This is a genomic window from Micromonospora chaiyaphumensis, assembly GCF_900091435.1.
GTDB classification, from domain to species: domain Bacteria; phylum Actinomycetota; class Actinomycetes; order Mycobacteriales; family Micromonosporaceae; genus Micromonospora; species Micromonospora chaiyaphumensis.
The window spans coordinates 175,519-195,407 of sequence record NZ_FMCS01000006.1 but is presented as its reverse complement, the minus strand read 5'-3'; the positions used below and the strand labels follow the sequence as shown (position 1 = coordinate 195,407).

Annotated in this window: 25 protein-coding genes; 10 read left to right on the top strand and 15 right to left on the bottom strand. The window is 72.9% G+C overall.

Features of this window, described 5'->3' with window-relative positions; genetic code table 11:
• Positions 1-80: 80 nt before the first annotated feature.
• The 8 genes from GA0070214_RS17935 to GA0070214_RS17900 all read right to left on the bottom strand — a co-directional run bounded on the left by GA0070214_RS17935 (position 81) and on the right by GA0070214_RS17900 (position 5,895).
• Positions 81-830, bottom strand: a complete 750-nt coding sequence (locus tag GA0070214_RS17935; RefSeq protein ID WP_091264617.1) for an ABC transporter permease — start codon at positions 828-830, stop codon at positions 81-83.
• The gene (locus GA0070214_RS17930; protein ID WP_091264613.1) at positions 827-1,762 is read right to left on the bottom strand and encodes an ATP-binding cassette domain-containing protein; all 936 of its coding nucleotides are present in this window, start codon (positions 1,760-1,762) and stop codon (positions 827-829) included. The genes GA0070214_RS17935 and GA0070214_RS17930 overlap by 4 nt, the downstream gene beginning before the upstream one ends.
• A 26-nt stretch (positions 1,763-1,788) precedes the next feature.
• Positions 1,789-2,556 (bottom strand): YdcF family protein, encoded by a 768-nt coding sequence (locus tag GA0070214_RS17925; protein ID WP_139141869.1) that lies wholly within the window; start codon positions 2,554-2,556, stop codon positions 1,789-1,791.
• Positions 2,557-2,772: 216 nt separating this feature from the next.
• Positions 2,773-3,549 (bottom strand): nucleotidyltransferase domain-containing protein, encoded by a 777-nt coding sequence (locus tag GA0070214_RS17920; protein ID WP_167364287.1) that lies wholly within the window; start codon positions 3,547-3,549, stop codon positions 2,773-2,775.
• A 52-nt stretch (positions 3,550-3,601) separates the two neighbouring features.
• Positions 3,602-4,090, bottom strand: a complete 489-nt coding sequence (locus tag GA0070214_RS17915) for a GNAT family N-acetyltransferase (protein ID WP_091264604.1) — start codon at positions 4,088-4,090, stop codon at positions 3,602-3,604.
• Positions 4,090-5,088 (bottom strand): aldo/keto reductase, encoded by a 999-nt coding sequence (locus GA0070214_RS17910; RefSeq protein ID WP_091264601.1) that lies wholly within the window; start codon positions 5,086-5,088, stop codon positions 4,090-4,092. The genes GA0070214_RS17915 and GA0070214_RS17910 overlap by 1 nt, the downstream gene beginning before the upstream one ends.
• A 67-nt stretch (positions 5,089-5,155) precedes the next feature.
• Positions 5,156-5,542 carry a VOC family protein gene (locus tag GA0070214_RS17905; RefSeq protein ID WP_091264597.1) on the bottom strand — a complete coding sequence of 129 codons (387 nt, stop codon included), beginning with the start codon at positions 5,540-5,542 and terminating at the stop codon, positions 5,156-5,158.
• The gene (locus tag GA0070214_RS17900; RefSeq protein WP_091264595.1) at positions 5,539-5,895 is read right to left on the bottom strand and encodes a DUF1801 domain-containing protein; all 357 of its coding nucleotides are present in this window, start codon (positions 5,893-5,895) and stop codon (positions 5,539-5,541) included. The genes GA0070214_RS17905 and GA0070214_RS17900 overlap by 4 nt, the downstream gene beginning before the upstream one ends.
• Before the next feature lie 113 nt (positions 5,896-6,008).
• On the opposite strand from GA0070214_RS17900, the gene GA0070214_RS17895 reads away from it, so the two are divergent.
• Both GA0070214_RS17895 and GA0070214_RS17890 read left to right on the top strand, forming a co-directional pair.
• On the top strand, positions 6,009-6,902 hold the full coding sequence (locus GA0070214_RS17895; RefSeq protein WP_091264591.1) for a LysR family transcriptional regulator: 894 nt from the start codon (positions 6,009-6,011) through the stop codon (positions 6,900-6,902).
• 31 nt (positions 6,903-6,933) lie between these two features.
• Positions 6,934-7,536 (top strand): NUDIX hydrolase, encoded by a 603-nt coding sequence (locus tag GA0070214_RS17890; RefSeq protein WP_091264588.1) that lies wholly within the window; start codon positions 6,934-6,936, stop codon positions 7,534-7,536.
• Here GA0070214_RS17890 and GA0070214_RS17885 read toward each other — a convergent pair.
• Positions 7,490-8,554, bottom strand: coding sequence for a hypothetical protein (locus GA0070214_RS17885; protein WP_091264585.1), 1,065 nt, complete (start codon positions 8,552-8,554; stop codon positions 7,490-7,492). The genes GA0070214_RS17890 and GA0070214_RS17885 overlap by 47 nt on opposite strands.
• 39 nt (positions 8,555-8,593) lie before the next feature.
• The gene (locus GA0070214_RS17880) at positions 8,594-8,914 is read right to left on the bottom strand and encodes a PadR family transcriptional regulator (protein ID WP_091265525.1); all 321 of its coding nucleotides are present in this window, start codon (positions 8,912-8,914) and stop codon (positions 8,594-8,596) included.
• A gap of 141 nt (positions 8,915-9,055) precedes the next feature.
• Between GA0070214_RS17880 and GA0070214_RS17875 the strand changes: the two genes are divergently transcribed.
• A complete protein-coding gene (locus GA0070214_RS17875; RefSeq protein ID WP_091264582.1) occupies positions 9,056-10,108 on the top strand; it encodes a MerR family transcriptional regulator in 1,053 nt (350 codons plus the stop codon).
• Positions 10,109-10,158: 50 nt separating this feature from the next.
• The gene (locus GA0070214_RS17870; RefSeq protein ID WP_091264578.1) at positions 10,159-11,037 is read left to right on the top strand and encodes an LLM class flavin-dependent oxidoreductase; all 879 of its coding nucleotides are present in this window, start codon (positions 10,159-10,161) and stop codon (positions 11,035-11,037) included.
• Between the two features lie 4 nt (positions 11,038-11,041).
• On the opposite strand, the gene GA0070214_RS17865 is transcribed toward GA0070214_RS17870, so the two are convergent.
• Positions 11,042-11,476, bottom strand: coding sequence for an ASCH domain-containing protein (locus GA0070214_RS17865; protein WP_091264575.1), 435 nt, complete (start codon positions 11,474-11,476; stop codon positions 11,042-11,044).
• An 86-nt stretch (positions 11,477-11,562) separates the two neighbouring features.
• Between GA0070214_RS17865 and GA0070214_RS17860 the strand changes: the two genes are divergently transcribed.
• Positions 11,563-12,090, top strand: coding sequence for an alpha/beta hydrolase (locus tag GA0070214_RS17860; protein WP_091265522.1), 528 nt, complete (start codon positions 11,563-11,565; stop codon positions 12,088-12,090).
• Here GA0070214_RS17860 and GA0070214_RS17855 read toward each other — a convergent pair.
• Positions 12,069-13,088 (bottom strand): questin oxidase family protein, encoded by a 1,020-nt coding sequence (locus GA0070214_RS17855; RefSeq protein WP_091264572.1) that lies wholly within the window; start codon positions 13,086-13,088, stop codon positions 12,069-12,071. The two genes, GA0070214_RS17860 and GA0070214_RS17855, sit on opposite strands and share 22 nt — an antisense overlap.
• Before the next feature lie 33 nt (positions 13,089-13,121).
• Positions 13,122-13,676 carry a phosphoribosyltransferase gene (locus tag GA0070214_RS17850; RefSeq protein WP_208602812.1) on the bottom strand — a complete coding sequence of 185 codons (555 nt, stop codon included), beginning with the start codon at positions 13,674-13,676 and terminating at the stop codon, positions 13,122-13,124.
• Between the two features lie 197 nt (positions 13,677-13,873).
• On the opposite strand from GA0070214_RS17850, the gene GA0070214_RS17845 reads away from it, so the two are divergent.
• The 4 genes from GA0070214_RS17845 (at position 13,874) to GA0070214_RS17830 (ending at position 18,155) form a co-directional block, all read left to right on the top strand.
• The gene (locus GA0070214_RS17845) at positions 13,874-14,491 is read left to right on the top strand and encodes a septal ring lytic transglycosylase RlpA family protein (protein WP_091264568.1); all 618 of its coding nucleotides are present in this window, start codon (positions 13,874-13,876) and stop codon (positions 14,489-14,491) included.
• 100 nt (positions 14,492-14,591) lie between these two features.
• A complete protein-coding gene (locus GA0070214_RS17840; protein WP_091264565.1) occupies positions 14,592-15,719 on the top strand; it encodes a PP2C family protein-serine/threonine phosphatase in 1,128 nt (375 codons plus the stop codon).
• Between the two features lie 139 nt (positions 15,720-15,858).
• Complete coding sequence (locus GA0070214_RS17835) at positions 15,859-17,715, top strand: acyl-CoA dehydrogenase (protein WP_091264561.1); 1,857 nt, start codon at positions 15,859-15,861, stop codon at positions 17,713-17,715.
• Positions 17,716-17,885: 170 nt separating this feature from the next.
• Positions 17,886-18,155 carry a DUF6458 family protein gene (locus GA0070214_RS17830; protein ID WP_013283345.1) on the top strand — a complete coding sequence of 90 codons (270 nt, stop codon included), beginning with the start codon at positions 17,886-17,888 and terminating at the stop codon, positions 18,153-18,155.
• A gap of 26 nt (positions 18,156-18,181) precedes the next feature.
• On the opposite strand, the gene GA0070214_RS17825 is transcribed toward GA0070214_RS17830, so the two are convergent.
• A complete protein-coding gene (locus tag GA0070214_RS17825; RefSeq protein ID WP_091264558.1) occupies positions 18,182-18,718 on the bottom strand; it encodes a SixA phosphatase family protein in 537 nt (178 codons plus the stop codon).
• 116 nt (positions 18,719-18,834) lie between these two features.
• Between GA0070214_RS17825 and GA0070214_RS17820 the strand changes: the two genes are divergently transcribed.
• Positions 18,835-19,125, top strand: a complete 291-nt coding sequence (locus GA0070214_RS17820) for a DUF6458 family protein (protein ID WP_091264555.1) — start codon at positions 18,835-18,837, stop codon at positions 19,123-19,125.
• A gap of 70 nt (positions 19,126-19,195) precedes the next feature.
• On the opposite strand, the gene trhA is transcribed toward GA0070214_RS17820, so the two are convergent.
• A complete protein-coding gene (trhA, locus tag GA0070214_RS17815; RefSeq protein WP_091264551.1) occupies positions 19,196-19,873 on the bottom strand; it encodes a PAQR family membrane homeostasis protein TrhA in 678 nt (225 codons plus the stop codon).
• Positions 19,874-19,889: the final 16 nt, after the last annotated feature.

The following is a 19,889-nucleotide window of genomic DNA, read 5'->3' as shown; positions in this document are numbered from 1 at the left end:
GAAATCTTCGGGTCCCGGCCGGGTGACGGCGCGCGCTCGTTCCGGGCGAACGCGCGCCGTCACCGGCCGTCGGAAGGAGGTCAGGCGCGCTTGTTGAAGGTGGACCGCGCCCACAGGTAGCCGACCAGGGCGATGCCGATGCACCAGGCGACGGCGGTGATCGTGTCGCCGGTGTCCGGTGCACCGTTGAGCAGCCCGCGCAGGGTCTCGATGATCGGCGTGAAGGGCTGGTACTCGGCGAACTGCCGCAAGCCCGGCCCCATCTTGTCCGCCGGCACGATCGCGCTGCTGAAGAACGGCAGCATGACCAGCGGCACCGCGGCCAGGCCCGCCGTCTCCGGCGACTTCGCCGCCAGCCCGAGGGCGACCGTGAGCCAGCCGGCCGCGATACCGAGCAGCAGGACGATGCCGACCACGCCGAGCCAGTCGAGGGAACTCGCCGACGGGTTGAAGCCCAGCAGGAAGGCCACCCCGACCAGCGCCCCGATGGCGATGAGGTTGGTCAGCACGCTGGCGACGACGTGACCGACCAGCACCGCGCCACGGGAGACGTCCATGGCTTTGAACCGGTTGATGATGCCCTTGGTCATGTCGGAGTTCACCGACGTCGCGGTGGCCCCCAGCCCGTAGCAGACGGCCAGGAGCATCAGACCCGGCGTCGCGTAGTCGATGTAGTCGACACCGACGTTGAAGGCGTCTCCGAACATGTAGACGAACATCAACATGATCACGAGCGGCATCAGCACGGCGTTGAACACCGAGGTCGGATTCCGGGTGATGTGCTTGAAGTTGCGACGCAACATGACCATCGAGTGGGACTTGGCGCTCATTTGGCGGTCACCTCCGTGCCGTGGCCCGTCAGGGCGAGGAAGACGTCATCGAGATCCGGGGTGTGGACGGAGAACTCGTCGGCGCTGATCGCGTGCTCGTCCAGCCGGTCCAGCAGGGCCCGCAGCGACTTCGTCCCCCCGTCGCCGGGAACGCGCAGGGCCAGCGCCTCGTCGTCCCGCGTGGCGTCGGTGAGGACCCGCGCGGCGGCGTCGAGCTCGGCGGCGGTGGCGAACCGGAGCCGGACGTGACTGCCCGGGACCTGGCGCTTGAGGTCGTCGGGCGTGCCCTGGGCGACCAGGCGGCCCTGGTCGAGCACCGCGACCCGGTCGGCGAGCTGATCGGCTTCCTCGAGGTACTGGGTGGTGAGGAAGATGGTGACGCCGTCGGCCACCAGCTCGCGGATGATCTCCCACATCGTGCGGCGGCTGCGCGGGTCCAGCCCCGTCGTCGGCTCGTCCAGGAAGATGATCCGCGGCTTGCCGACCAGCGTCATCGCCAGATCCAGCTTCCGGCGCATGCCGCCGGAGTAGGTCGACGCCGGCTTCTGCGCCGACTCCACCAGGTCGAACCGCTCCAGCAGCTCCGCGACGACCCGCTCACCGGAACCCACGCGCTTGAGATCCGCCATGAGCCGCAGGTTCTCCTGCCCGGTCAGCAGCTCATCCACCGCGGCGAACTGGCCGGTGACCCCGATCGCCGCCCGTACCGCCCTGGTTTCGGTCGCGACGTCGTGCCCGGCAACCCGTACCGTCCCGCCGTCGGCCTTCATCAACGTGGTCAGGACGTTCACCGTCGTCGTCTTGCCCGCCCCGTTCGGGCCGAGCAGGGAGAAGATCGAGCCGGCGGGAACGTTCAGGTCGATGCCGTCGAGCACGACCTTGTCCTTGTAGGCCTTTCGCAGGCCTGATACCGCAATCGCTGCACCTGTCATGCGGCCAACTATCGGGAGCCGGCCTGTCACCCCCCTGACACGGCACTGACACGACCACTGACACGACGTTCGACCTGGCCGTTCGCTGTCGTCGGGCTCGTGACGAGCAGGTCCTCGTGATGGCTCCACAGCCACCGGAGGTACTGCTGGACCTCCTCCGGCGTGGCGATCCAGCCGTTGTCGAGGTAGGTGAGGATGCGCTTGACCTCCCCCGGCACGAGGTCGTAGGCCGTCGCTCCCGTTTCCGGGACCGGTGCGTCAGGGCAAACCGCCACGGGTAGCGGGATGATCGGAAGGCGAACGCCTTTCCGGCTGAACGCCTTGAGCACGGTGAGGTAGACGCGCGTCAGGTGGTACGGGGAGACCACGAGGGCGAGGCTGGCAATACCTCGGGTCTGCACCTGGTCGACGATCCATGCGGCCTGCACGCCGGTGTTGGGGGCCGGCTCGGCCTGGAGATGGATCCCACCGAGGCGACGAAGACCGAGACTCCGCAGGTAATCGAGGGTGATCTCGACATAGGTTTCTTCAGCGGGATTGCCGTTGGCGACCAGTAGATGGCGCAGCGACGAGTTTCCCTCCCAGGCGCGGATCGCATGGGTGAGACGCCATTCCTCACCCTGGCCGGTGGGCACGACGAGCGCGTCGACGTGGTCGGCGGCCGCCTGGGGCAGCGTCAAGATGACGGTGACGGTTTTCAGGACGTCCAGCAACTGGCCGGTGGTGACGTCGGCAAGATCCTTGTCCCCGACGATTCGAGGGGTTCCCGCGCCGGGTTGAGGCAGGGCGGCCATGCGTCCGATCCTGCCAGCCCGGCCGGATGCCGCGACAGCGTTGCGGTGCGGAGTGGAAAGCCCTGTCTATCCTTCGCGCCATGGGAGGGATCAAGCCATGGCACGTGTTCGTCCTGAGTCTCTGCTGCCTGCTGCCGACGGTTGCCGCCGTCGTGGGCGGAGTGTGGGCGGTTCGCCGGTCTCGCACCCGACAGCCCTGACCTACGACGACGGGGGTCAGCCGCCGAAGCGACACCAGGCGTCTTCGGTGACCGCGTTGACGCTGTCGCCCGTGGCGACGAGATCGGCGGCGGTGAACTGCACCGCCTCGCCCGCACGCCAACCGACGGCCCGCCGCGCGAGCTGGGCGTGTTCGGGAAACAAGCGGGCGAGATAGCTGCCCGCCGCGGCCTTCGAGATGATGTCGCCGCAGGCCAGCGTGTAGTGCAGCCGTGCTGGCCCCAGCACGAACCAGCTCACGATCCCGCCGTCCACGACACTGGCCGGGTCCATGTCGGCGAGTTCCGCCGCGAACGCCGTCATCGTCGGCTGCCAGTACTCCCGCAGGTTGTCGAGGTTGTAGCGGCGGAGTTGCTCCGGGTCGACCCGTACGCCCAGGTCGGCGACGGCGGGGCCGCGCACCGGGATGCCGTGGCGCCGGAGGGTCAGCCAGAGGACCGGGGTCAGTTCCCCGCAGGGCGTACCGGTGCGGAGTGCGCCGTCGACCACGAACGGGACGGCTCGGCGATCGGTGGGCCAGGATCGGGCCAGCGCGGGTTCGAGGTAGACCCCGTCGAAGTGGGGTGACGGTGGCATCGCGGCATGGACCGACGCGAGCCGGGCCAGATCGTCGTCGGTCGGCGGGCGCGACGTCAGGATCACCGTGTCGACGTCACTGGCGCCGGGCTGCCAAGCGCCGAGCGCGGCGGACCCGACGACGTAGAGACCTCGCACGTACCCGGGTAGAGCGTCGTCGACCGCGTGCAGGTAGCGCCGGGCCAGCTCCTCGATCACTCCGGTGACGGTAGCCGCCCACCGCAGGCCGGGCAGCCCGCTGAGGACGTGATCACTTCGTCAGGTCGAGGACGTGCCGCAGGGAGGGTTGGCCGCTGAGCAGCACCTCCTCGACCGGCACGAACCCCGTCCGCCGGAGCACCGCAAGCGAGGCCCGGTTCGCCAGCGCCGCCGAGGCGACCAGCTGCCGCAGCCCGTACTCCTCGCGGGCCAGCGTGGCGACCCGGCGGACACCCTCCCGGGCCAGGCCGCGCCCGGCGGCCCGCTCGGCCACCCGGTAGCCCAGCTCGGCGCTGCCGTCGGCGACGTCGACCAGGTTGAACCGGCCCAGCACGGCGCCGTCCTCGGGGTCGACCAGGACGTGGAAGTGGCACAGCCCGGTGTCCTGTTCCGTCAGCAGACCGATGAGCCGGTCGCTGAACTCGTGGAAGTAGTCGTCGCCGCGGTCCGGCACGAACCGGGCGAAGTACGACCGGTTCACCTGCTCGAAGCGGAGCAGCGCCGGGGCGTGCCGCAGGGCGAGCCGTTCGAGTTCGGGCATCAGGCGACGCTAGCAACCCGCAGGTCGGCCAGCAGACCCTCCACGGCGGCGAACTCGTCCGGCCGCAGCGGGCCCTGGGCGAGCGCGCCCGCGTTCTGCTCGACCTGGGCGACCGTGCGGAACCCGGGGATCGGGACGGTGGCCCCGCTGCGGGCCCAGAGCCAGGCCAGCGCGCCCTGTGTGGGCGTGCGGCCGCCGGTGGCGAACACCTCCCGCAGCGCCTCCACCCGGGCCAGCCACTCGGGTGCCCCGGCGCCGTCGCGGAAGTACGTCATCCAGTCGTAGCTCTGCGACCGCACGTCGTCCCGGGCCACCGTGCGGCCGTCGGCGTACTTGCCGCTGAGCAGCCCCATGGCGAGCGGTCCCCGGTTGATGCTGGCCAGCCCGGCCCGCTCACACAGCTCGATCATCGCCGGCCGGTCGGCCAGCACCGACATGTCGTGCTGCACCGCCGCGCAGTGCGGACCGGCGGCGGCGAACGCGGCGGCGCGTTCCGGGTCGTCGGTGCTCCAGCCGTACGCCCGGATCTTGCCGGCGGTGACCAGGTCCTCCAGCGGGGCGACGAGGTCCAGGGCCTCCGCCACCGGCAGGTCCCCGAGGTGGAGCTGGTAGAGGTCGACGTGGTCGGTGCCCAGCCGCCGCAGCGAGCCGTCCAGGCAGCTGCGCAGGTACGCGACGCTGCTGTCCGTGCCGAGCGCCTCCCGGGTCCGCTCGTCGAAGGTGAACCCCCACTTCGTGGCGATCACCACCCGGTCCCGGTCGGCGCCGAGTGCCCGGCCGAGCACCACCTCGCTGTGCCCGGCGCCGTAGCTGCTCGCCGTGTCGAAGAAGGTGACGCCGAGTTCGAGGGCCCGGCGGACGGCCCGGGTCGACTCGGCGTCGTCGACCCGGCCCCAGCCGTACTGGTTGTCGCCACCGGCGTACGGGCCGCCGATCGCCCAGCAGCCCATGCCCAGCGCGCTGACCTCGATGCCGCTCCGCCCCAACGTGCGCTTCATGATCCGCTCCCCGTCCCGAGTCGTGGTTCCGCCGGTTGCCACTCTCCGGCTTCGAGCGGACTCGAAGTCAAGACCCCGGATACCAGCGCAGCTCGACGGTGTTGCCGTCCGGGTCGCGGACGTAGATCGAGGTGGCGGTGCCGCGCGCCCCGAAGCGCGGCACGGGCCCGGTCAGCACCGTGAACACGCCGGACTCGACCACCCGGCCCCAGTCGAGCGGCTCGACCACCAGGCAGAAGTGGTCCACGTTCGACCCCTCCGGCTCGCCGCGGACCAGGTCGATGATGGTGTCGGCGTTGACGCGTACCGAGGGGAAGGGCACCTCGCCGGCGCGCCAGCGGTCGACGCGTACCGGCGCCAGGCCGAGGGTCTCGCAGTAGAACGCGAGGGACCGTTCGACGTCGGTGACGGCGAGGACCAGGTGGTCGAAGCCGGTCACCCGCACGGCGCTCACCGGGTCTCCAGCGCGTACGCGTCGCGCAGCCAACCGGTGAACAGCTCTGGGTCGATCTCGTCCACGCTGCGCAGCTTCACCGAGGCCATCCGGCGCGCGCCCGGGACGAGCCGCCCGGAGTCGTCGGCAACGTCCTGCCCGCGCCACAGGCCGAAGGTGACGTACGCCGGGTACGCCTTGACGAGGCACACCGGGGTCTGCCCGGGCCGGTCGCCCAGCCCCCACACCGGGTGGCCGTGCCACATGGCGCCGGTGGCCTCCGGCAGTGCGGCCCCGATGACGGAACGCAGCTTGTCGGCGGCCTCGCGCAGCGGCGCGTCGAGGCCGGTCAGATAGGTGGTGACGGGATCCATGCGGTCCTCCTGAGTGCGGTGGGAACACCGTCAACACTCGTCCTCGCCGCCGTTCGGACCAAGACGCGATCGGGCTACGATCGTTGACCAGGATTCAACGATGGGGGCGGCGGGTGCTGGAGCGGTACGAGGTCGAGACGTTCCTGACGCTCGCCGAGGAACTGCACTTCGGTCGGACCGCGGAGCGGCTGCGGGTGACCACCGGCCGGATCAGTCACGTGGTGCGGAAACTCGAACGCCGGATCGGCGCGCCGCTCTTCGAGCGGACCAGCCGGGTGGTCCGCCTCACCCCGATCGGCGCCCGCCTCGCCGACGACCTGCGTCCGCTGGTCGCCGGCATCGAGGACGCCGTCCAGCGCGCCGTCGACGCCGGGCGCGGGCTCGCCGGCGAGCTGCGGGTGGCGTACGTCGGTGAGTCGACCGCTCCGGTGCTGCTGCGGGCCGTCACGCTGTTCGGCGAGCGCCACCCGGACTGCGTCGTGCACGTCCACGAGGCCCCCCTCGCCACCACCCGGTCGAGCCTGCAGGACGGCTCGATCGACGTGCTGATCGCCTCGTACCCCTTCGACGGCATGGCGAACGGCCCGGCGCTGCTGCACGAGGCCCGGGTGCTCGCGGTGGCCGCGAACCATCCGCTGGCCGGTGCGGAGTCGGTGTCGCTGGAGGTGCTGGGCGACCATCCGGTGGTGCAGTACCCGGCGGTGACCTCGGCCGCGTTCAAGCGGGACCGCACCCCGGACCGGACCCCGGCGGGGCGGCCGGTGCCGCGGGGCCCGGTCGGCGGCAGCTTCTCCGAGATGCTGGCCCTCGTCGCGATGGGCCGCGGGGTGCTGCCGGTGGGCGAGCAGACCCGGCACTACCACGCCCGCCCCGACCTGGCGTACGTGCCGATCCACGACGCGCCGCCGATCCGGCGCGGTCCGGTGTGGCTGGCCAGCAACACCACCACCCGGGTACGCGAGTTCGTCCGCGCCGCGGTCGACGCCAACCCGGCCCCGACGGCCTGAGGCTGTCGCAGCCGACTGGCAGCATGACGGTGTGCGGGACGAGATCCGGGCGCTGGTCGAGGCCCTCACGCCGGGCGACGAGCAGGAGGCGCGACACCGCGCCACGACGCTGGCCTGGCTGGCCACGACGGAGGACATCTTCCGCCGGGCGAAGCCGCGCACGCCCTCGCCGCACCTGGTGGCCTACTTCCTGCTCCGCGACGAGACGGACGGCGCCGTGCTGCTGGTCGACCACCGCAAGGCCGGAATGTGGTTGCCCAGCGGCGGTCACGTCGAGCCGGGTGAGCACCCCGCGCAGACCGTACGCCGGGAGATGGTCGAGGAACTGGGCGTGCCGGCCGTCTTCGCGCCGGCTTTCGGCGAGCGCCCCGCCTTCCTCACGGTGACCGGGACGGTCGGCCCGCCGGAGGAGCGGCACACCGACGTCAGCCTCTGGTTCGTGCTGTCCGGCAGCCGTGACCAGAAGCTGATCCCCGACCCGGCCGAGTTCCGGGCCGTCCGCTGGTGGACGCCGCGCGAGGTCGCCGGGGCCGATCCGGGCACCGTGGAGCCGCACCTGGCCCGGATGCTGGCGAAGGTCAGCTGTGTCACACGGTCAGGGGCTGCAGGTCCCGGCGCGGCGTCAGCGCGGTGAGCAGCAGGACCAGCGCGCTGGCCAGGCCGACCAGGAAGAACAGCGAGAGGGTCGGCTGACCCAGCCACTCCCAGAGCGGGTGCCAGCTCGGGTGCGGCTCGTCGAGGTGGTGCCGGGCCAGCGACGAGGTGGCGAGCAGCACGGGCACCCACCAGAAGAACAGGGTGACCCCGAGCAGCAGCGGCGCCCGACGCCGGCCCTCGGTGCGCCGGCTGGCCCAGGCGAAGACCAGCCAGGCCAGCGCGCCCCCGGCCAGGCCGGCCAGCACGGCGACCGGCAGCACGGCCGGCGGCGCGGCCCGCTGCAGCGCCACCCCGAGGTACGAGCCGAAGGACCGGGGATCGTCGAAGGTCGCCCGCAGCACGGTGTCGCCCCGGCGGGCCACGAGGACGGTCTCGACCGGCTGGCTCGCCGGGTCGCAGCGCGGGTCGGCGCAGGTCTGCAGCACCTCGGAGGTCGGCTCGTACACCTGCCAGCCGGCGGCCCGGAGGCGCTGCTGTGCCGTGGCCAGCGTCTGCGCCTCCGGCGTCGGCATCGGGCCGGTCGCCGAGCCGCCGGCCGCCCCCTCCTCGTATTCGCCGCCGTCGCCAAGCAGCAGGCTGCGCAGGGACGCCCGGGACAGCGGCTGGCCGTAGATGACGAACAGGGCGGGGGCGGTCGACACGTCGTCGTTCAGCCGGTGGCCGGGAAACGCCTCGGTGAAGACCGCCGTGAATTCGGCCCGATCGGGCTGGGGCCGGGACGTCTCCCAGGCCGTCCGGGCGGCCAGCGCACCGGTGAACAGCCCGCAGATCAGCGCCGCGAGGACGGCCCAGACGCCGACCGTGCGGCTGGCCGGCCGGCCGAGGCGGCAGCGCAGGCCGGCCCGGACCAGGTTGGCCGCCTCGCGCAGGGTGGGCCGGGTCCGCCCGGCGGGCGCACCGTCGAGCAGCAGGCCGAGGATCTCGTCGCCACGCTCCCGCCGGTACGCGCGGGGATAGGCGAGCAGCAGGCGCCGGTAGCGGCGGGCGAGCGACATGGTCTCCCCTGCGGTCGGAAGGCGTGGGCGGGAGGCGGGTCAGGCGGTGCGGGGGCGCAGGGCGCGCAGCCGGGTCTCGGCGGCCGCGGTGAGCTGGCGCAGCCGGGCGGTCTCGGTGCGGAGGGCGTCGAGGCCGGTGGAGGTGAGCCGGTAGTAGCGGCGCAGCCGGCCGTCGACCACCTCCTCCCGGTCGGGCTCGACGAGGCCCTGGGCGGTGAGCCGGTCCAGTGCCGTGTAGAGGGTGCCGGGGAGCAGGGTGACGCGTGCGGCGGAGAGCGTGGTGACCTCCTGGATGATCCCGTAGCCGTGCCGGGGGCCGCCGGCGAGCGCCGTGAGGATCAGGAACGTGGGCTCCCGCATCTGGGTCACCGCGGCAACATATATAAGTGATCGATACATCGTCAATGCCTTGACCCTGCCCCTACGGCAAGGCCCAGCGTGGTCCCTGCCGGTCGCCGTGACCGGCACGGGGAGCGCGACCGGCGCGAGGAGGATGGGTCCGTGGAGCTGCTCACCATCGGGGCGTTCGCCCGCGCGGCGCGCCTGACGCCGAAGGCGCTGCGGCTCTACGACGAGCTGGGGCTGCTGCCGCCGGCCGCCGTCGACCCGCACTCGGGCTACCGGTACTACGCGCCGGCCCAGCTCGACCGGGCCCGGCTGATCGCCGCGCTGCGCCGGGCCGGCATGCCGCTGGCCGAGATCCAGGCCGTCTGCGGCCTGCCGCCGGACGCCGCCGCCGAGGCCGTCGACGCCTGGTGGCGGCGGGTCAGCGCGGACACGGCCGCCCGCGGTCGCGCCGTCGCGCTCCTCGTCGACCAGCTCACCGAGAGGGGCACCACCATGTCCGAGACCACCTTCCGGTACGCCGTCCGCTGCGAGACCGGCACCGTCCGGGACTCCAACGAGGACACCGCGTACGCCAGCGGAACCCTGCTCGCCGTGGCGGACGGCATGCGGGGCCCGGGCGGGGCCGCCGCCAGCACCACCGCCGTGGACGCCCTGCGGCCGCTGGAGCCGGTCGACGCGCCGGCCACCGAACTGCTCACCGCGCTGGCCGAGGCGGTGGGCGCCGCCGACCGGGCGGTACGCGCGCACGCCACCGACGCCCACCAGCCGGTCACCACGCTCACCGCCATCCTGCGGCGCGGCACCCGGCTGGCCCTCGTGCACGTCGGGGACACCCGGGCGTACCTGCTGCGGGGCGGCGAGCTGTCCCGGCTCACCCAGGACCACACCTACGTCCAGTCACTGGTCGACCAGGGAAAGCTCAGCCCGGTGGAGGCCGCCGGGCACCCGCAGCGGGCCCTGCTGGCGCGGGCGCTCGGGGCCGGCGAGGTCGAGGCGGACCTGGCGCTGCGGACCGCCCTGGCCGGCGACCGCTACCTGCTCTGCTCCGACGGGCTCGCCGCGGTGGTCGAGCCCGAGGCGTTGCACGACGCGCTCGCCGGGGCCGACGACCCGGAGACCGCCGTCGGGCGCCTGGTCGACCTCGCGTACGAGGCGGGCGCACCCGACAACATCGCCTGCGTGGTCGCCGACCTGGTGGAGGGTTAGTCCCCCCGACCCGGGTCGGCCTGTCCGACCCGGGTCGTACCCTGGCGATCATGCGAATCGGCATCGTGATCCTGCCCGACCAGCGCTGGTCGGATTCCCGGCGGCGCTGGCAGCAGGCGGACGAGTGGGGCTTCGACCACGCCTGGACCTACGACCACCTGGGGTGGCGCGACCTGGTCGACGGCCCCTGGTTCGACTCGATGACCACGCTGACCGCCGCCGCGACCGTGACCTCGCGGATCCGCCTCGGCACCCTGGTCGCCTCGCCCAACTTCCGGCACCCGGCGGCGTTCGCCCGGCAGGTCACCGCGCTGGACGACGTCTCCGGGGGGCGGGTGCTGCTCGGCCTCGGGGCCGGGGGCATCGGCTTCGACTCGGCGGTCCTCGGCGGCGAGACCCTGCCGCCCCGGCAGCGGGTCGACCGGTTCGCCGAGTTCACCGAGCTGCTCGACCTGGTCCTGCGGGAGGACGGCACGACCTGGCGCGGCGAGTGGTTCGCCGCGGTCGACGCGCGGAACAATCCCGGCTGCGTCCAGCAGCCCCGGGTGCCCTTCGTGGTCGCCGCGAACGGGCCCCGCTCGATGCGGCTGGTCGCCCGCTTCGGGCAGGGCTGGGTGACCACCGGGCTCGGCGGCGACGACCTGGAGAGCTGGTGGTCGAGCGTGGCGGAGCTGTCCGCCCGGCTCGACGCGACGTTGGAGCAGGCCGGCCGCGATCCGGCCACCCTCGACCGCTACCTGTCGCTGGACTCGGCGCCGGCGTTCTCGCTCACCAGCGCGGACTTCTTCGCCGAGCAGGTCGCCCGGGCCGCCCGGCTGGGCTTCACCGACGTGGTGACCCACTGGCCCCGCGCCAGCAGCTGGTACGGCGGCGACGAGGCGGTGCTGGTCGAGGCGGCGGAGCTGCTGCCGGAGCTGCGCCGGGCCTGACCGGTCAGGTGCCCAGGTCGCCGGTGCTGATCCCGCCGTCCCCGGCGGAGACCAGCCGGAACCGGATGCAGACCACCTGGGTGTCGTCGTCGACCGGGAAGCCCACCCGGGCCCAGTAGCGGCGGTGGCCCTCGCGCCACTCCTCGATGGACCGGTCGCCCTCGCCCTCGGAGCGGGCGAAGTCCCACGACACGTCGGCGAAGCGGACCACCTCGACGCCGGTGACCTCGACCACGCCGATCAGCTTGTCGTCGTCGTCCACCAGGACGAGCCGCTCGCCGACGTGCTCCAGCTCCTCGTTCTCGGTGGCGTACTCGTCGGTCAGCAGACCGGCGGTGGCGGTCTTCACGCCGGACAGCACGAGGGCGTTGAGGGTGGTGCGCAGCTCGCCGGGCGTGCCGAGGGCGAGGGTGCGGAGTCCACCGATGCGGGGCCACATCCTGCCGAGGCTAACCGCCGGCCGCCGGCCCGTCGCGGGATTTCGGCCGCCCCCACGGACCCCTCGGCGGGACTAGCGTGGTCGGCATGGCGGATCGACGGGCGGTGCTGGTGCCGGGCCGGGGTTACGACACCCGGGCTCCACTCTTCGCGTACGTGGGGGAGGCGCTGCGCCGCCTCGGCTTCGAGGTGCACGAGGTGACCTGGCAGGTGCCTCGCGACCTGCGCATCGACCGGGCCCCGGAGTGGGTGGCCGAGCAGGTCGTCCCGGTGCTCGACGAGGTCGACCTGCTGGTCGGCAAGTCGCTGGGCAGCTTCGCCACCCCACTCGCCGCCGACCGTGGGCTGCGCGCGGTCTGGCTGACCCCGCTGCTCAACAACCCGGACGTGGTGGACGGGCTGGGCCGGGCGAGCGCCCCCCGCCTGCTGGTCGGCGGGACCGCCGACCCGTCGTGGCAGGGCGAGACCGCCCGCCGGCTCAGCCCGCACGTGCTGGAGGTGCCGGACGCCGACCACTCGATGCTGGTGCCCGGCCCGCTGGCGCGGTCCGCCGAGGCGCTGGGCCGGGTCTGCACCGCCGTCGAGGACTTCGTTCAGATGAGCTGGCCGGCGTAGCCGGCGGCAGCCAGCACCCGGGCGTCGCCGGTCGCCGCGTGCGCCTCCAGCACGGCGTCGGCCAGCTTCACCACGTGCGCGTCCCCGTGCCGCGCCGCCCGGGCGAACACCTCCGCCGGCTCCCGTTCCGCCACCGCGGGTGCTGGGGCCGGCGTGGGTGGGGCGTACACCGACGTCACGGCGGCCGTGGCCGACCAGGCGGCGGCGACGCTCGGCGTCCAGAGCGCCCGGTCCAGGGCCGGCAGGGTACGCAGCACCGCGGTCGGCGCGGTCACCGCGTGCACCAGCATGACCGGATTGCCGTGTCCGAACCGCAGGTAGTCCAGGGCGGTCCGGTGCACCAGTTCGGTGAGGGTCCGCTCGGCCCCGGCGGGATCGGCGGGTGAGCGCAGCGCCGCGGTCGCGTCGGACCACCCGGGCAGGTCGGGCAGCCGGCCCAGCCGGTCCCGGATCCCGCCGGTCTGCGCCGGCAGCCGGGGCACCGCCGCGAGCGCGGTCGGCACGTCGGACCGCCCGGTGAGCGGGCCGGCGCCGGGCACGGGCTGCCAGCGCGCGGCCCAGTAGCCGAGCGCCTGGCCCAACTCGTGCAGCCGCTGCGGGTTCTCCCCGTCGGTACGCAGCACCCGGACCGCGTGCCCGACCCGGATCACCCCGTGGGTGGCCCCGGCCGCGATGCCCGGCAGCAGCCGCGGCCACCAGTCGCCGAGCACGTCGTGCCAGGAACGGTCGCGCAGTTCCCGGTCGAAGTGGGCGAGCCAGTCGCCGGCCCGTTTCGGGTCGCCCAGCGCGGCCCGCCAGTCGTCGATCGGCCGCAGCCCGCGCGGCAGCTCGTCCAGCCGGCGCAGGTAGTCGTCCAGCCAGCGGTGCACCCGGGCGCCGTGGCCGTGGCGGACCAGCGCCTCGACCGCCATGGGTCCGTGGTTGGAGAGCCAGCCCTCGTATTCCGGGCCGGTGCGGTGCAGCCGTTGGTACGCCTCGTCCAGGATGCCGTCGTCCATGCGCCGATCCTCGGAGTTGAAGCGCCCTTGAGGTCAACCCTCGGGCAACTGCTCCCCGGTGAGCAGGGCACGCAGCCGGAGCCGCTCGGCGACCGGCGCCGGACAGGTGGCGACGAGCGCGGCCGTACCCACGAACTCGGCCCCGCTGTCCTCCACCAGCCGGCGCAGCGCGTCGAGTTGCGCCCCGGTGGCCACCCAGTCGTCGGCCAGCAGCACCCGGTCGCCGGGCCCGAGGCGGCGGGCGTCCACGCCGACCCGGAGCTGCCGGCCCCGGTAGTCCGGGGGCGTCCCGGCCCAGCGCATCGGCCCGACCCGGCGCCGCTCCCCACCGTCCTTGTACGCCGGCAGGAACCCGGCGCCGGCGGCCACCGCGACCAGCGGGCCGAGCAGCAGCCCGGTCACCTCGGGGGAGATCACGACGGTCGGCCGGGCGGCCGGGAAGAGGCCGGCCAGGGCGGGTCCGACCGTGGCCAGCACCTCCGGATCCCGCCACCAGCCGGAGAGGTCGCTGACCAGGTGGCTGCTCGCGGGGCCGGGATCGACCCAGCGGAACAGCTCGACCAGGCGTCGGCTCAGCACGCCCTCCATCCTGGTGCACCGAGGCCAGGCGCGGCCGCACCGGCTCCGGCCAGCGCTCCTTCCGTCGTTCGGAGGAGGGCTGCTCGCTTGATCGGCTACACGTACCAGGGTAAATGCGGGCATAGCACCATGATCACGTTGACTTCCGAAGTGCTTCTCTCGTTACGGTCCGAGCCGGTTTGTTCCGCAGACGAAAGGACCGGGCGGTGGCTGGTAGGCACCTTCGTACCCGCAAGTTCTCCTCGCCGGCCGGCATCGCCGCCACCGCGGCCGTCGGCGTGGTGCTCGCCATCGGCGGCACTGTCGGCGCGGTCCAGCTCACCTCCGCCGAGCCCGCCGCCGAGCCGGCCGCCGTCGAGGCCCTGCCCAGCACCCTCGCCCCCACGTCGGCGTCCCCCTCCGCCTCGCCGAGCCTCAGCCCCTCGCCGAAGGCCACCCCGAGCCCGACGGCGACCCGGACCCAGGCGGCGTCCCGGAGCAAGACCCGGACCGCCAGCCCGAAGCCGACCGCGAAGAAGACCACCACCGCCGCGAAGGTCGTCGACAGCGGTTCCTGCGGCGCGTCCTTCTATGACGAGGGGCAGATGACCGCGAACGGCGAGACGTTCAACCCGGACGCCCTGACCGCCGCGCACAAGACCCTGCCGTTCAACACGAAGGTCCGGGTGACCAACCCGGCCAACGGCAAGTCGGTCGTGGTCCGGATCAACGACCGCGGGCCGTACATCGACGGCCGGTGCATCGACCTGTCCCGGGCCGCCTTCGCCGCGATCGCCTCGACCGACCTCGGCGAGCTGACCGTCAGGTACGAGGTCCTCGGCTGACCGGGTGGCCGGCGGCGATCGGGCCGGCGGCGGGATCCGGCCGGCCAGAACATCCTCGGACGACGGGCCAGGTTCATTCACCCGTTCACGTCCATCAGGCATGCTGTCCGGTGTACGCACGCAACCCTTCCAGTCGGGCCACGGCCCGCTGAGCCCCGGATCCCGCGCCGGCCTCGGCGCGGCCCTCGCGCTGCTCGCGATCGTCTCCGCCGTCGAGCTGGCCGACGGGCGCCCGGCCCACTACATCGCGCTCATGGTGGCCGCCCCGTTCCTCGCCGCCGCGCTCGCGTCCTGGCGGGTGGTGCTCGGGGTGGGCCTGCTCGCCACCGGGATCGGGGCCGCGTTCGCCCTCGCCGAGCAGACGATGTCGCTGGTCACCGCGGTCAACGTCGCCGGCATCGCGCTGGCCACCGCGATCGCCGGCGCGGTGGCGGCGGTCCGCCAGCGCCAGTCCGAGCGGATCGCGGAGCTGTCCCGGCTCGCCTCGGTGGCCCAGCAGGCGGTGCTGCGGTCGCTCGGCCCGCAGGTCGGCACCCTGGCCGTGGCCGCCCGCTACATCTCGTCGACGGCGACCGCCGAGATCGGCGGCGACCTGTACGAGGCCATGGACACCCCGTACGGCGTTCGCATGATCATCGGCGATGTGCGCGGCAAGGGCCTGGAGGCGGTGCGCCTGGCCAGCATCGTGCTGGGCTCCTACCGCCACGTGGCGTACGAGCGGGCGGACCTGCGGGCGGTGGTGACCGACCTGGACCGGGCGGTGGCCCGCAACGCCGGCGACGAGGACTTCGTCACCGCCGCGCTGGTCGAGGAGCGGGGCGGCACCCTCACCATCGTCAACTGCGGCCACCCGCCACCGCTGCTGCTGCGCCGGGGCGCGGTCATCCCGCTCGAACCGCCGGCGCCCGCGCCGCCCCTCGGTTTCATGCCGGTGGTCCGGCCCCGGGTGGAGCGGCTGGAGCCGGGCGACCGGCTGCTGCTGTTCACCGACGGGCTGGGCGAGGCGCGCCGGGACGGGGAGTTCTTCCCGACGGCCGACCGGGCCTGGCGGCTGCTCGGCCACGGGACGGTCGCCGACGGTCTGGCCTCGCTGGAGACCGCCCTTGTCGAGTGGGTGCACGGCCGGCTGGACGACGACATCGCGCTGGTGCTCATGGAATACACCGGGCCGCGCAGCGCCACGGCGGCGCCCGTGCCGAGCTGGGAGGTCGGCGCGGCCGAGAGCTGAGTGGCCGGGCCACCATCGGGTGAACCGGAAGTGTGTAATCGCTGTCACTTCGGAGATCGGCTTGTCGTTGGCTACCCGCGAGTAATACAGTCTGGAGTTACTGATCGGTAACACCTGTCCGGAAGCGGGGCCAGCGAGCATGACCCACTACAAGAGCAACCTTCGGGACCTCGAGTTCAACCTCTTCGAGGTCTTCGGGGCGGACCGGACGTTCGGCCAGGAGCCGTACACGGACCTGGACGTCGACACCGCCCGTAGCTTCCTCTCCGAGGTCGACCGCCTGGCCCGCGAGGACCTGGCCGCCAGCTACTCGGACAGCGACCGCAACCCGCCGGTCTTCGACCCCGCGACGCACACCGCGCCGCTGCCGGAGTCGTTCAAGAAGTCCTACCAGGCGTTCATGGACTCCGAGTTCTGGCGGCTGGACCTGCCGGAGGCCCTCGGCGGCACCAACGCCCCCCGCGCCCTCTGGTGGTCGCTCGCCGAGCTGGTGCTCGGCTCCAACGCTCCGATCTGGATGTACGCCTCCGGCCCGTCCTTCGCGCACGTGCTGCACGTCGAGGGCACCGAGCAGCAGAAGAAGTGGGCCCGGCTCTTCATCGAGAAGCAGTGGGGCTCGACCATGGTGCTGACCGAGCCGGACGCCGGCTCGGACGTCGGCGCCGGCCGCACCCGCGCCATCCCGCAGCCGGACGGCTCCTGGCACATCGAGGGCGTCAAGCGCTTCATCACCTCCGGCGAGCACGACCTCACCGACAACATCGTCCACTACGTGCTGGCCCGCCCGGTCGGCGTCGAGGGTGCCGGTGGCCCGGGCACCAAGGGCCTGTCCCTCTTCGTCGTGCCGAAGTTCCACTTCGACGAGGAGACCGGCGAGCTGGGCGAGCGCAACGGCGTCTTCGCCACCAACGTCGAGCACAAGATGGGCCTGAAGGTCTCCAACACCTGCGAGGTGACCTTCGGCGAGCACGGCGTGCCGGCCAAGGGTTGGCTGCTCGGCGAGAAGCACGACGGCATCCGGCAGATGTTCATGATCATCGAGTACGCCCGGATGATGGTCGGCACCAAGGCGATCGCCACCCTCTCCACCGGCTACCTGAACGCGCTGGAGTACGCCAAGAACCGGGTGCAGGGCGCCGACCTGGTCCAGCAGACCGACAAGACCGCCCCGCGGGTGACCATCACCCACCACCCGGACGTGCGCCGCTCGCTGCTCATGCAGAAGTCGTACGCCGAGGGCCTGCGCGCGCTGGTCTGCTACACGGCCAGCTGGCAGGACAAGGTCGCGATCGCCGAGGCGGCCGGCGACGAGAAGGCCACCAAGCTGGCCAAGCGGGTCAACGACCTGCTCCTTCCGCTGGTCAAGGGCGTCGGCTCGGAGCGGGCGTACGAGCTGCTCGGCCACGAGTCGCTGCAGACCTTCGGCGGCTCCGGCTTCCTCCAGGACTACCCGCTGGAGCAGTACGTCCGGGACGCCAAGATCGACACCCTCTACGAGGGCACCACCGCGATCCAGAGCCTCGACCTGATCTTCCGCAAGATCGTCCGGGACAACGGCAAGGCCCTCATGGCGGTCGCCGGCGAGATCCAGGAGTTCATCGCCTCCGAGGCCGGCAACGGCCAGCTCAAGGAGGAGCGGCAGGCGCTCGGCAAGGCGCTCGGCGAGATCCAGAACATCCTCGGCGTGATGATGGGCTGGCTGACCGAGGCCCAGGGCGGCGACGCCCGTGCCCTCTACAAGGTCGGCCTGAGCAGCCGCCGGTTCCTGCTGGCGATCGGCGACCTGGTGGTCGGCTGGCTGCTGCAGAAGCAGGCGGACGTGGCGTTGAAGGCGCTCGGCGGCGAGGTCTCGGCCACCGACAAGGCGTTCTACACCGGCAAGGTGGCCGCCGCCCGGTTCTTCTCCCGCGAGGTGCTGCCCCGCATCGGTGCCGACCGGCGGATCATCGAGGGCGCCGACCTGGAGATCATGGACCTCCCGGAGGAGGCGTTCTGAGCCCCGCTGGGGTGATTCGACCCTGACGACCGGCGGCCGGCGAGCGCACAGCTCGCCGGCCGCCGCCGTGTTTTCACCCCGTAGCGGTAGGCCGGCCCCCTGGCGGGTAACCGCCGTGGACCACGACAGGAGCACGCCCAAGGGCCACCGCACGGGGGAGTGCAGCGCACATGGGCATTGGCAGCGCCATCTTTCTCATCGCGCTCGGCGCGATCATGACCTTCGCCATCCGGGCCAACGTCTGGTGGATCGACCTGCGCGCGGTCGGCTGGGTGTTCATCCTGGCCGGGCTGGGCGTGCTGCTCACCACGCTCTGGTTCTGGCAGGACCGCCGCAAGCGGGCACGCACCCTCATCGTGGAGGAGAACCGGCTCTCGCACCCGACCGCGATGATGCCCCCGCCGCCGGATCCGCCGCCGCCCACGGCCCCACCGTCCTGACCGGCTGAGCCCGCCGCCCGGCGGGCTCAGCCGCGTGCGGTGTGCCGGCCCGTGATGGGCGCCCCGCCCGGCGCCAGCTCGGCCCAGCGGGTGGTGGGCCGGTGCACGACCAGGTCCGTGGTGCGCAGCCCGTCCGGATCCGCCCGCTCCGGGTCGAGCAGCGCGGACAGCAGCGAGATGCCCGGGTTGTGGGCGATCAGCAGCACGTAGGCGGCCTTCGGATCGACCGCCCGGACCACGTCCAGCAGCGCGTCCGGGTGCGCGTCGTACGCGGCCGGCTCGTAGCGCACCGCCGGCACCGACCCCGCCGGGCCCCCTTCCGGCGGGGATCCCGTCGCGCCCAGCGCGACCCCGTGCCAGGTCTGCCGGGTCCGCTTGGCGGTCGAGCAGAGCACCACGTCGGGAAGGAGTGCGTGCCGGGCCAACCAGGCACCGGCCGCGGCCGCGTCGGCGTGCCCCCGCGCGGTCAGCGGCCGCTCCTCGTCCGGCATCTCCTGGGACTGCTCCGCCTTGGCGTGTCGCAGCAGCACCAACGTCCGCTGCTGGTTCCTGCCGTCCGTCATGCGCTCAGCTTGCCTGATTGGCGATCTCCGCGCCTGGGTATGTCGATGTGCGCCGCTACCTCATCCATGGCCGCGGCGGGCAGGAAACGCCAGCAGGACGCCAAGGAGGCGACGTCATGGGCATCGGTGCCAGCATCTTCCTCATCGCGCTCGGCGCGATCTTCGCGTTCGCCATCGACGCCAACCTGGGATGGCTGAACCTGAACGTGGTGGGCTGGGTGCTCATGCTCGCCGGGGTGGCGGGCCTGATCACCACTCTCTACTTCTGGAACAGCCGCCGCCGGGTGGTGGCCGCCCCGGTGCGGGAGCGCGTCGTCGCCGAGCCGGTCGTGCCGGTGCAGGACGACCGGGTCGTGCGCGAGGAGTACCGCGAGGTGCGCCGCCCGGGCTCGGGCTACCCGGCCTGACCGGCACCACGAACTGTCGAGGGCCCCGCGACGGCGCGGGGCCCTCGCGCGCGTTCCGGGCCGACCGGCGTCAGGCGAACAGCGCGAAGTAGATCGCGACGTGGTGGCAGATGGCCGCGACCAGCGTGCAGGCGTGGAAGAACTCGTGGTGGCCGAAGACGGTCGGCCACGGGTTGGGGCGGCGCAGCGCGTAGAAGACGGCGCCCACGCTGTAGATCGCCCCGCCGACGCTCAGCAGGACCAGGGCGGTGACGCCGCCGGCGTGCAGGATCTCCGGCAGCATCGTCACCGCGACCCAGCCGAGCGCCAGGTAGAGCGGGGCGGAGATCCAGCGCGGCGCGTGCGGCCAGATCAGCTTGACCGCCACTCCGGCCAGCGCACCGCCCCACACCAGGCTCAGCATGATCGTGGCGTGCCGGGTGTCCAGCAGCAGCGCGCAGAACGGCGTGTACGTGCCGGCGATGAACACGAAGATCATCGAGTGGTCCAGCCGGCGCATGATCTGGTAGCCCCGCTCCGACCAGACCCGGCGGTGGTAGAGCGCGCTGGTGCCGAAGAGACCGCACACGGTGAGGCTGTAGATCAGGCAGCTCACCAGCGGGGCCCAGCCGGGCCGGGCGGCGGCGATGGAGCACAGCACGATGCCGCAGACCAGCGCGGCGAAGAACGCGTAGGTGTGCAGCCAGCCGCGCATGCGGGGTTTCCCGATGTCGACCGGCTTGAGCCGGAGCGGTGCGGAGGTGGTCACGCCCAACAGGTTACGA

Excerpts from the sequence above, each read along its gene's own strand:
- GA0070214_RS17910 (WP_091264601.1), bottom strand. The coding sequence starts at position 5,088 with ATGAAGCGCACGTTGGGGCGGAGCGGCATCGAGGTCAGCGCGCTGGGC.
- GA0070214_RS17820 (WP_091264555.1), top strand. The coding sequence starts at position 18,835 with ATGGGCATCGGTGCCAGCATCTTCCTCATCGCGCTCGGCGCGATCTTC.
- GA0070214_RS17840 (WP_091264565.1), top strand. The coding sequence starts at position 14,592 with ATGCTGTCCGGTGTACGCACGCAACCCTTCCAGTCGGGCCACGGCCCG.
- GA0070214_RS17880 (WP_091265525.1), bottom strand. The coding sequence starts at position 8,914 with ATGCGGGAGCCCACGTTCCTGATCCTCACGGCGCTCGCCGGCGGCCCC.
- GA0070214_RS17870 (WP_091264578.1), top strand. The coding sequence starts at position 10,159 with ATGCGAATCGGCATCGTGATCCTGCCCGACCAGCGCTGGTCGGATTCC.
- GA0070214_RS17865 (WP_091264575.1), bottom strand. The coding sequence starts at position 11,476 with ATGTGGCCCCGCATCGGTGGACTCCGCACCCTCGCCCTCGGCACGCCC.
- GA0070214_RS17930 (WP_091264613.1), bottom strand. The coding sequence starts at position 1,762 with ATGACAGGTGCAGCGATTGCGGTATCAGGCCTGCGAAAGGCCTACAAG.
- GA0070214_RS17885 (WP_091264585.1), bottom strand. The coding sequence starts at position 8,554 with ATGTCGCTCGCCCGCCGCTACCGGCGCCTGCTGCTCGCCTATCCCCGC.
- GA0070214_RS17855 (WP_091264572.1), bottom strand. The coding sequence starts at position 13,088 with ATGGACGACGGCATCCTGGACGAGGCGTACCAACGGCTGCACCGCACC.
- GA0070214_RS17935 (WP_091264617.1), bottom strand. The coding sequence starts at position 830 with ATGAGCGCCAAGTCCCACTCGATGGTCATGTTGCGTCGCAACTTCAAG.
- GA0070214_RS17900 (WP_091264595.1), bottom strand. The coding sequence starts at position 5,895 with ATGGATCCCGTCACCACCTATCTGACCGGCCTCGACGCGCCGCTGCGC.
- GA0070214_RS17835 (WP_091264561.1), top strand. The coding sequence starts at position 15,859 with ATGACCCACTACAAGAGCAACCTTCGGGACCTCGAGTTCAACCTCTTC.
- GA0070214_RS17860 (WP_091265522.1), top strand. The coding sequence starts at position 11,563 with ATGGCGGATCGACGGGCGGTGCTGGTGCCGGGCCGGGGTTACGACACC.
- GA0070214_RS17915 (WP_091264604.1), bottom strand. The coding sequence starts at position 4,090 with ATGCCCGAACTCGAACGGCTCGCCCTGCGGCACGCCCCGGCGCTGCTC.
- GA0070214_RS17825 (WP_091264558.1), bottom strand. The coding sequence starts at position 18,718 with ATGACGGACGGCAGGAACCAGCAGCGGACGTTGGTGCTGCTGCGACAC.
- GA0070214_RS17925 (WP_139141869.1), bottom strand. The coding sequence starts at position 2,556 with ATGGCCGCCCTGCCTCAACCCGGCGCGGGAACCCCTCGAATCGTCGGG.
- GA0070214_RS17830 (WP_013283345.1), top strand. The coding sequence starts at position 17,886 with ATGGGCATTGGCAGCGCCATCTTTCTCATCGCGCTCGGCGCGATCATG.
- GA0070214_RS17850 (WP_208602812.1), bottom strand. The coding sequence starts at position 13,676 with ATGGAGGGCGTGCTGAGCCGACGCCTGGTCGAGCTGTTCCGCTGGGTC.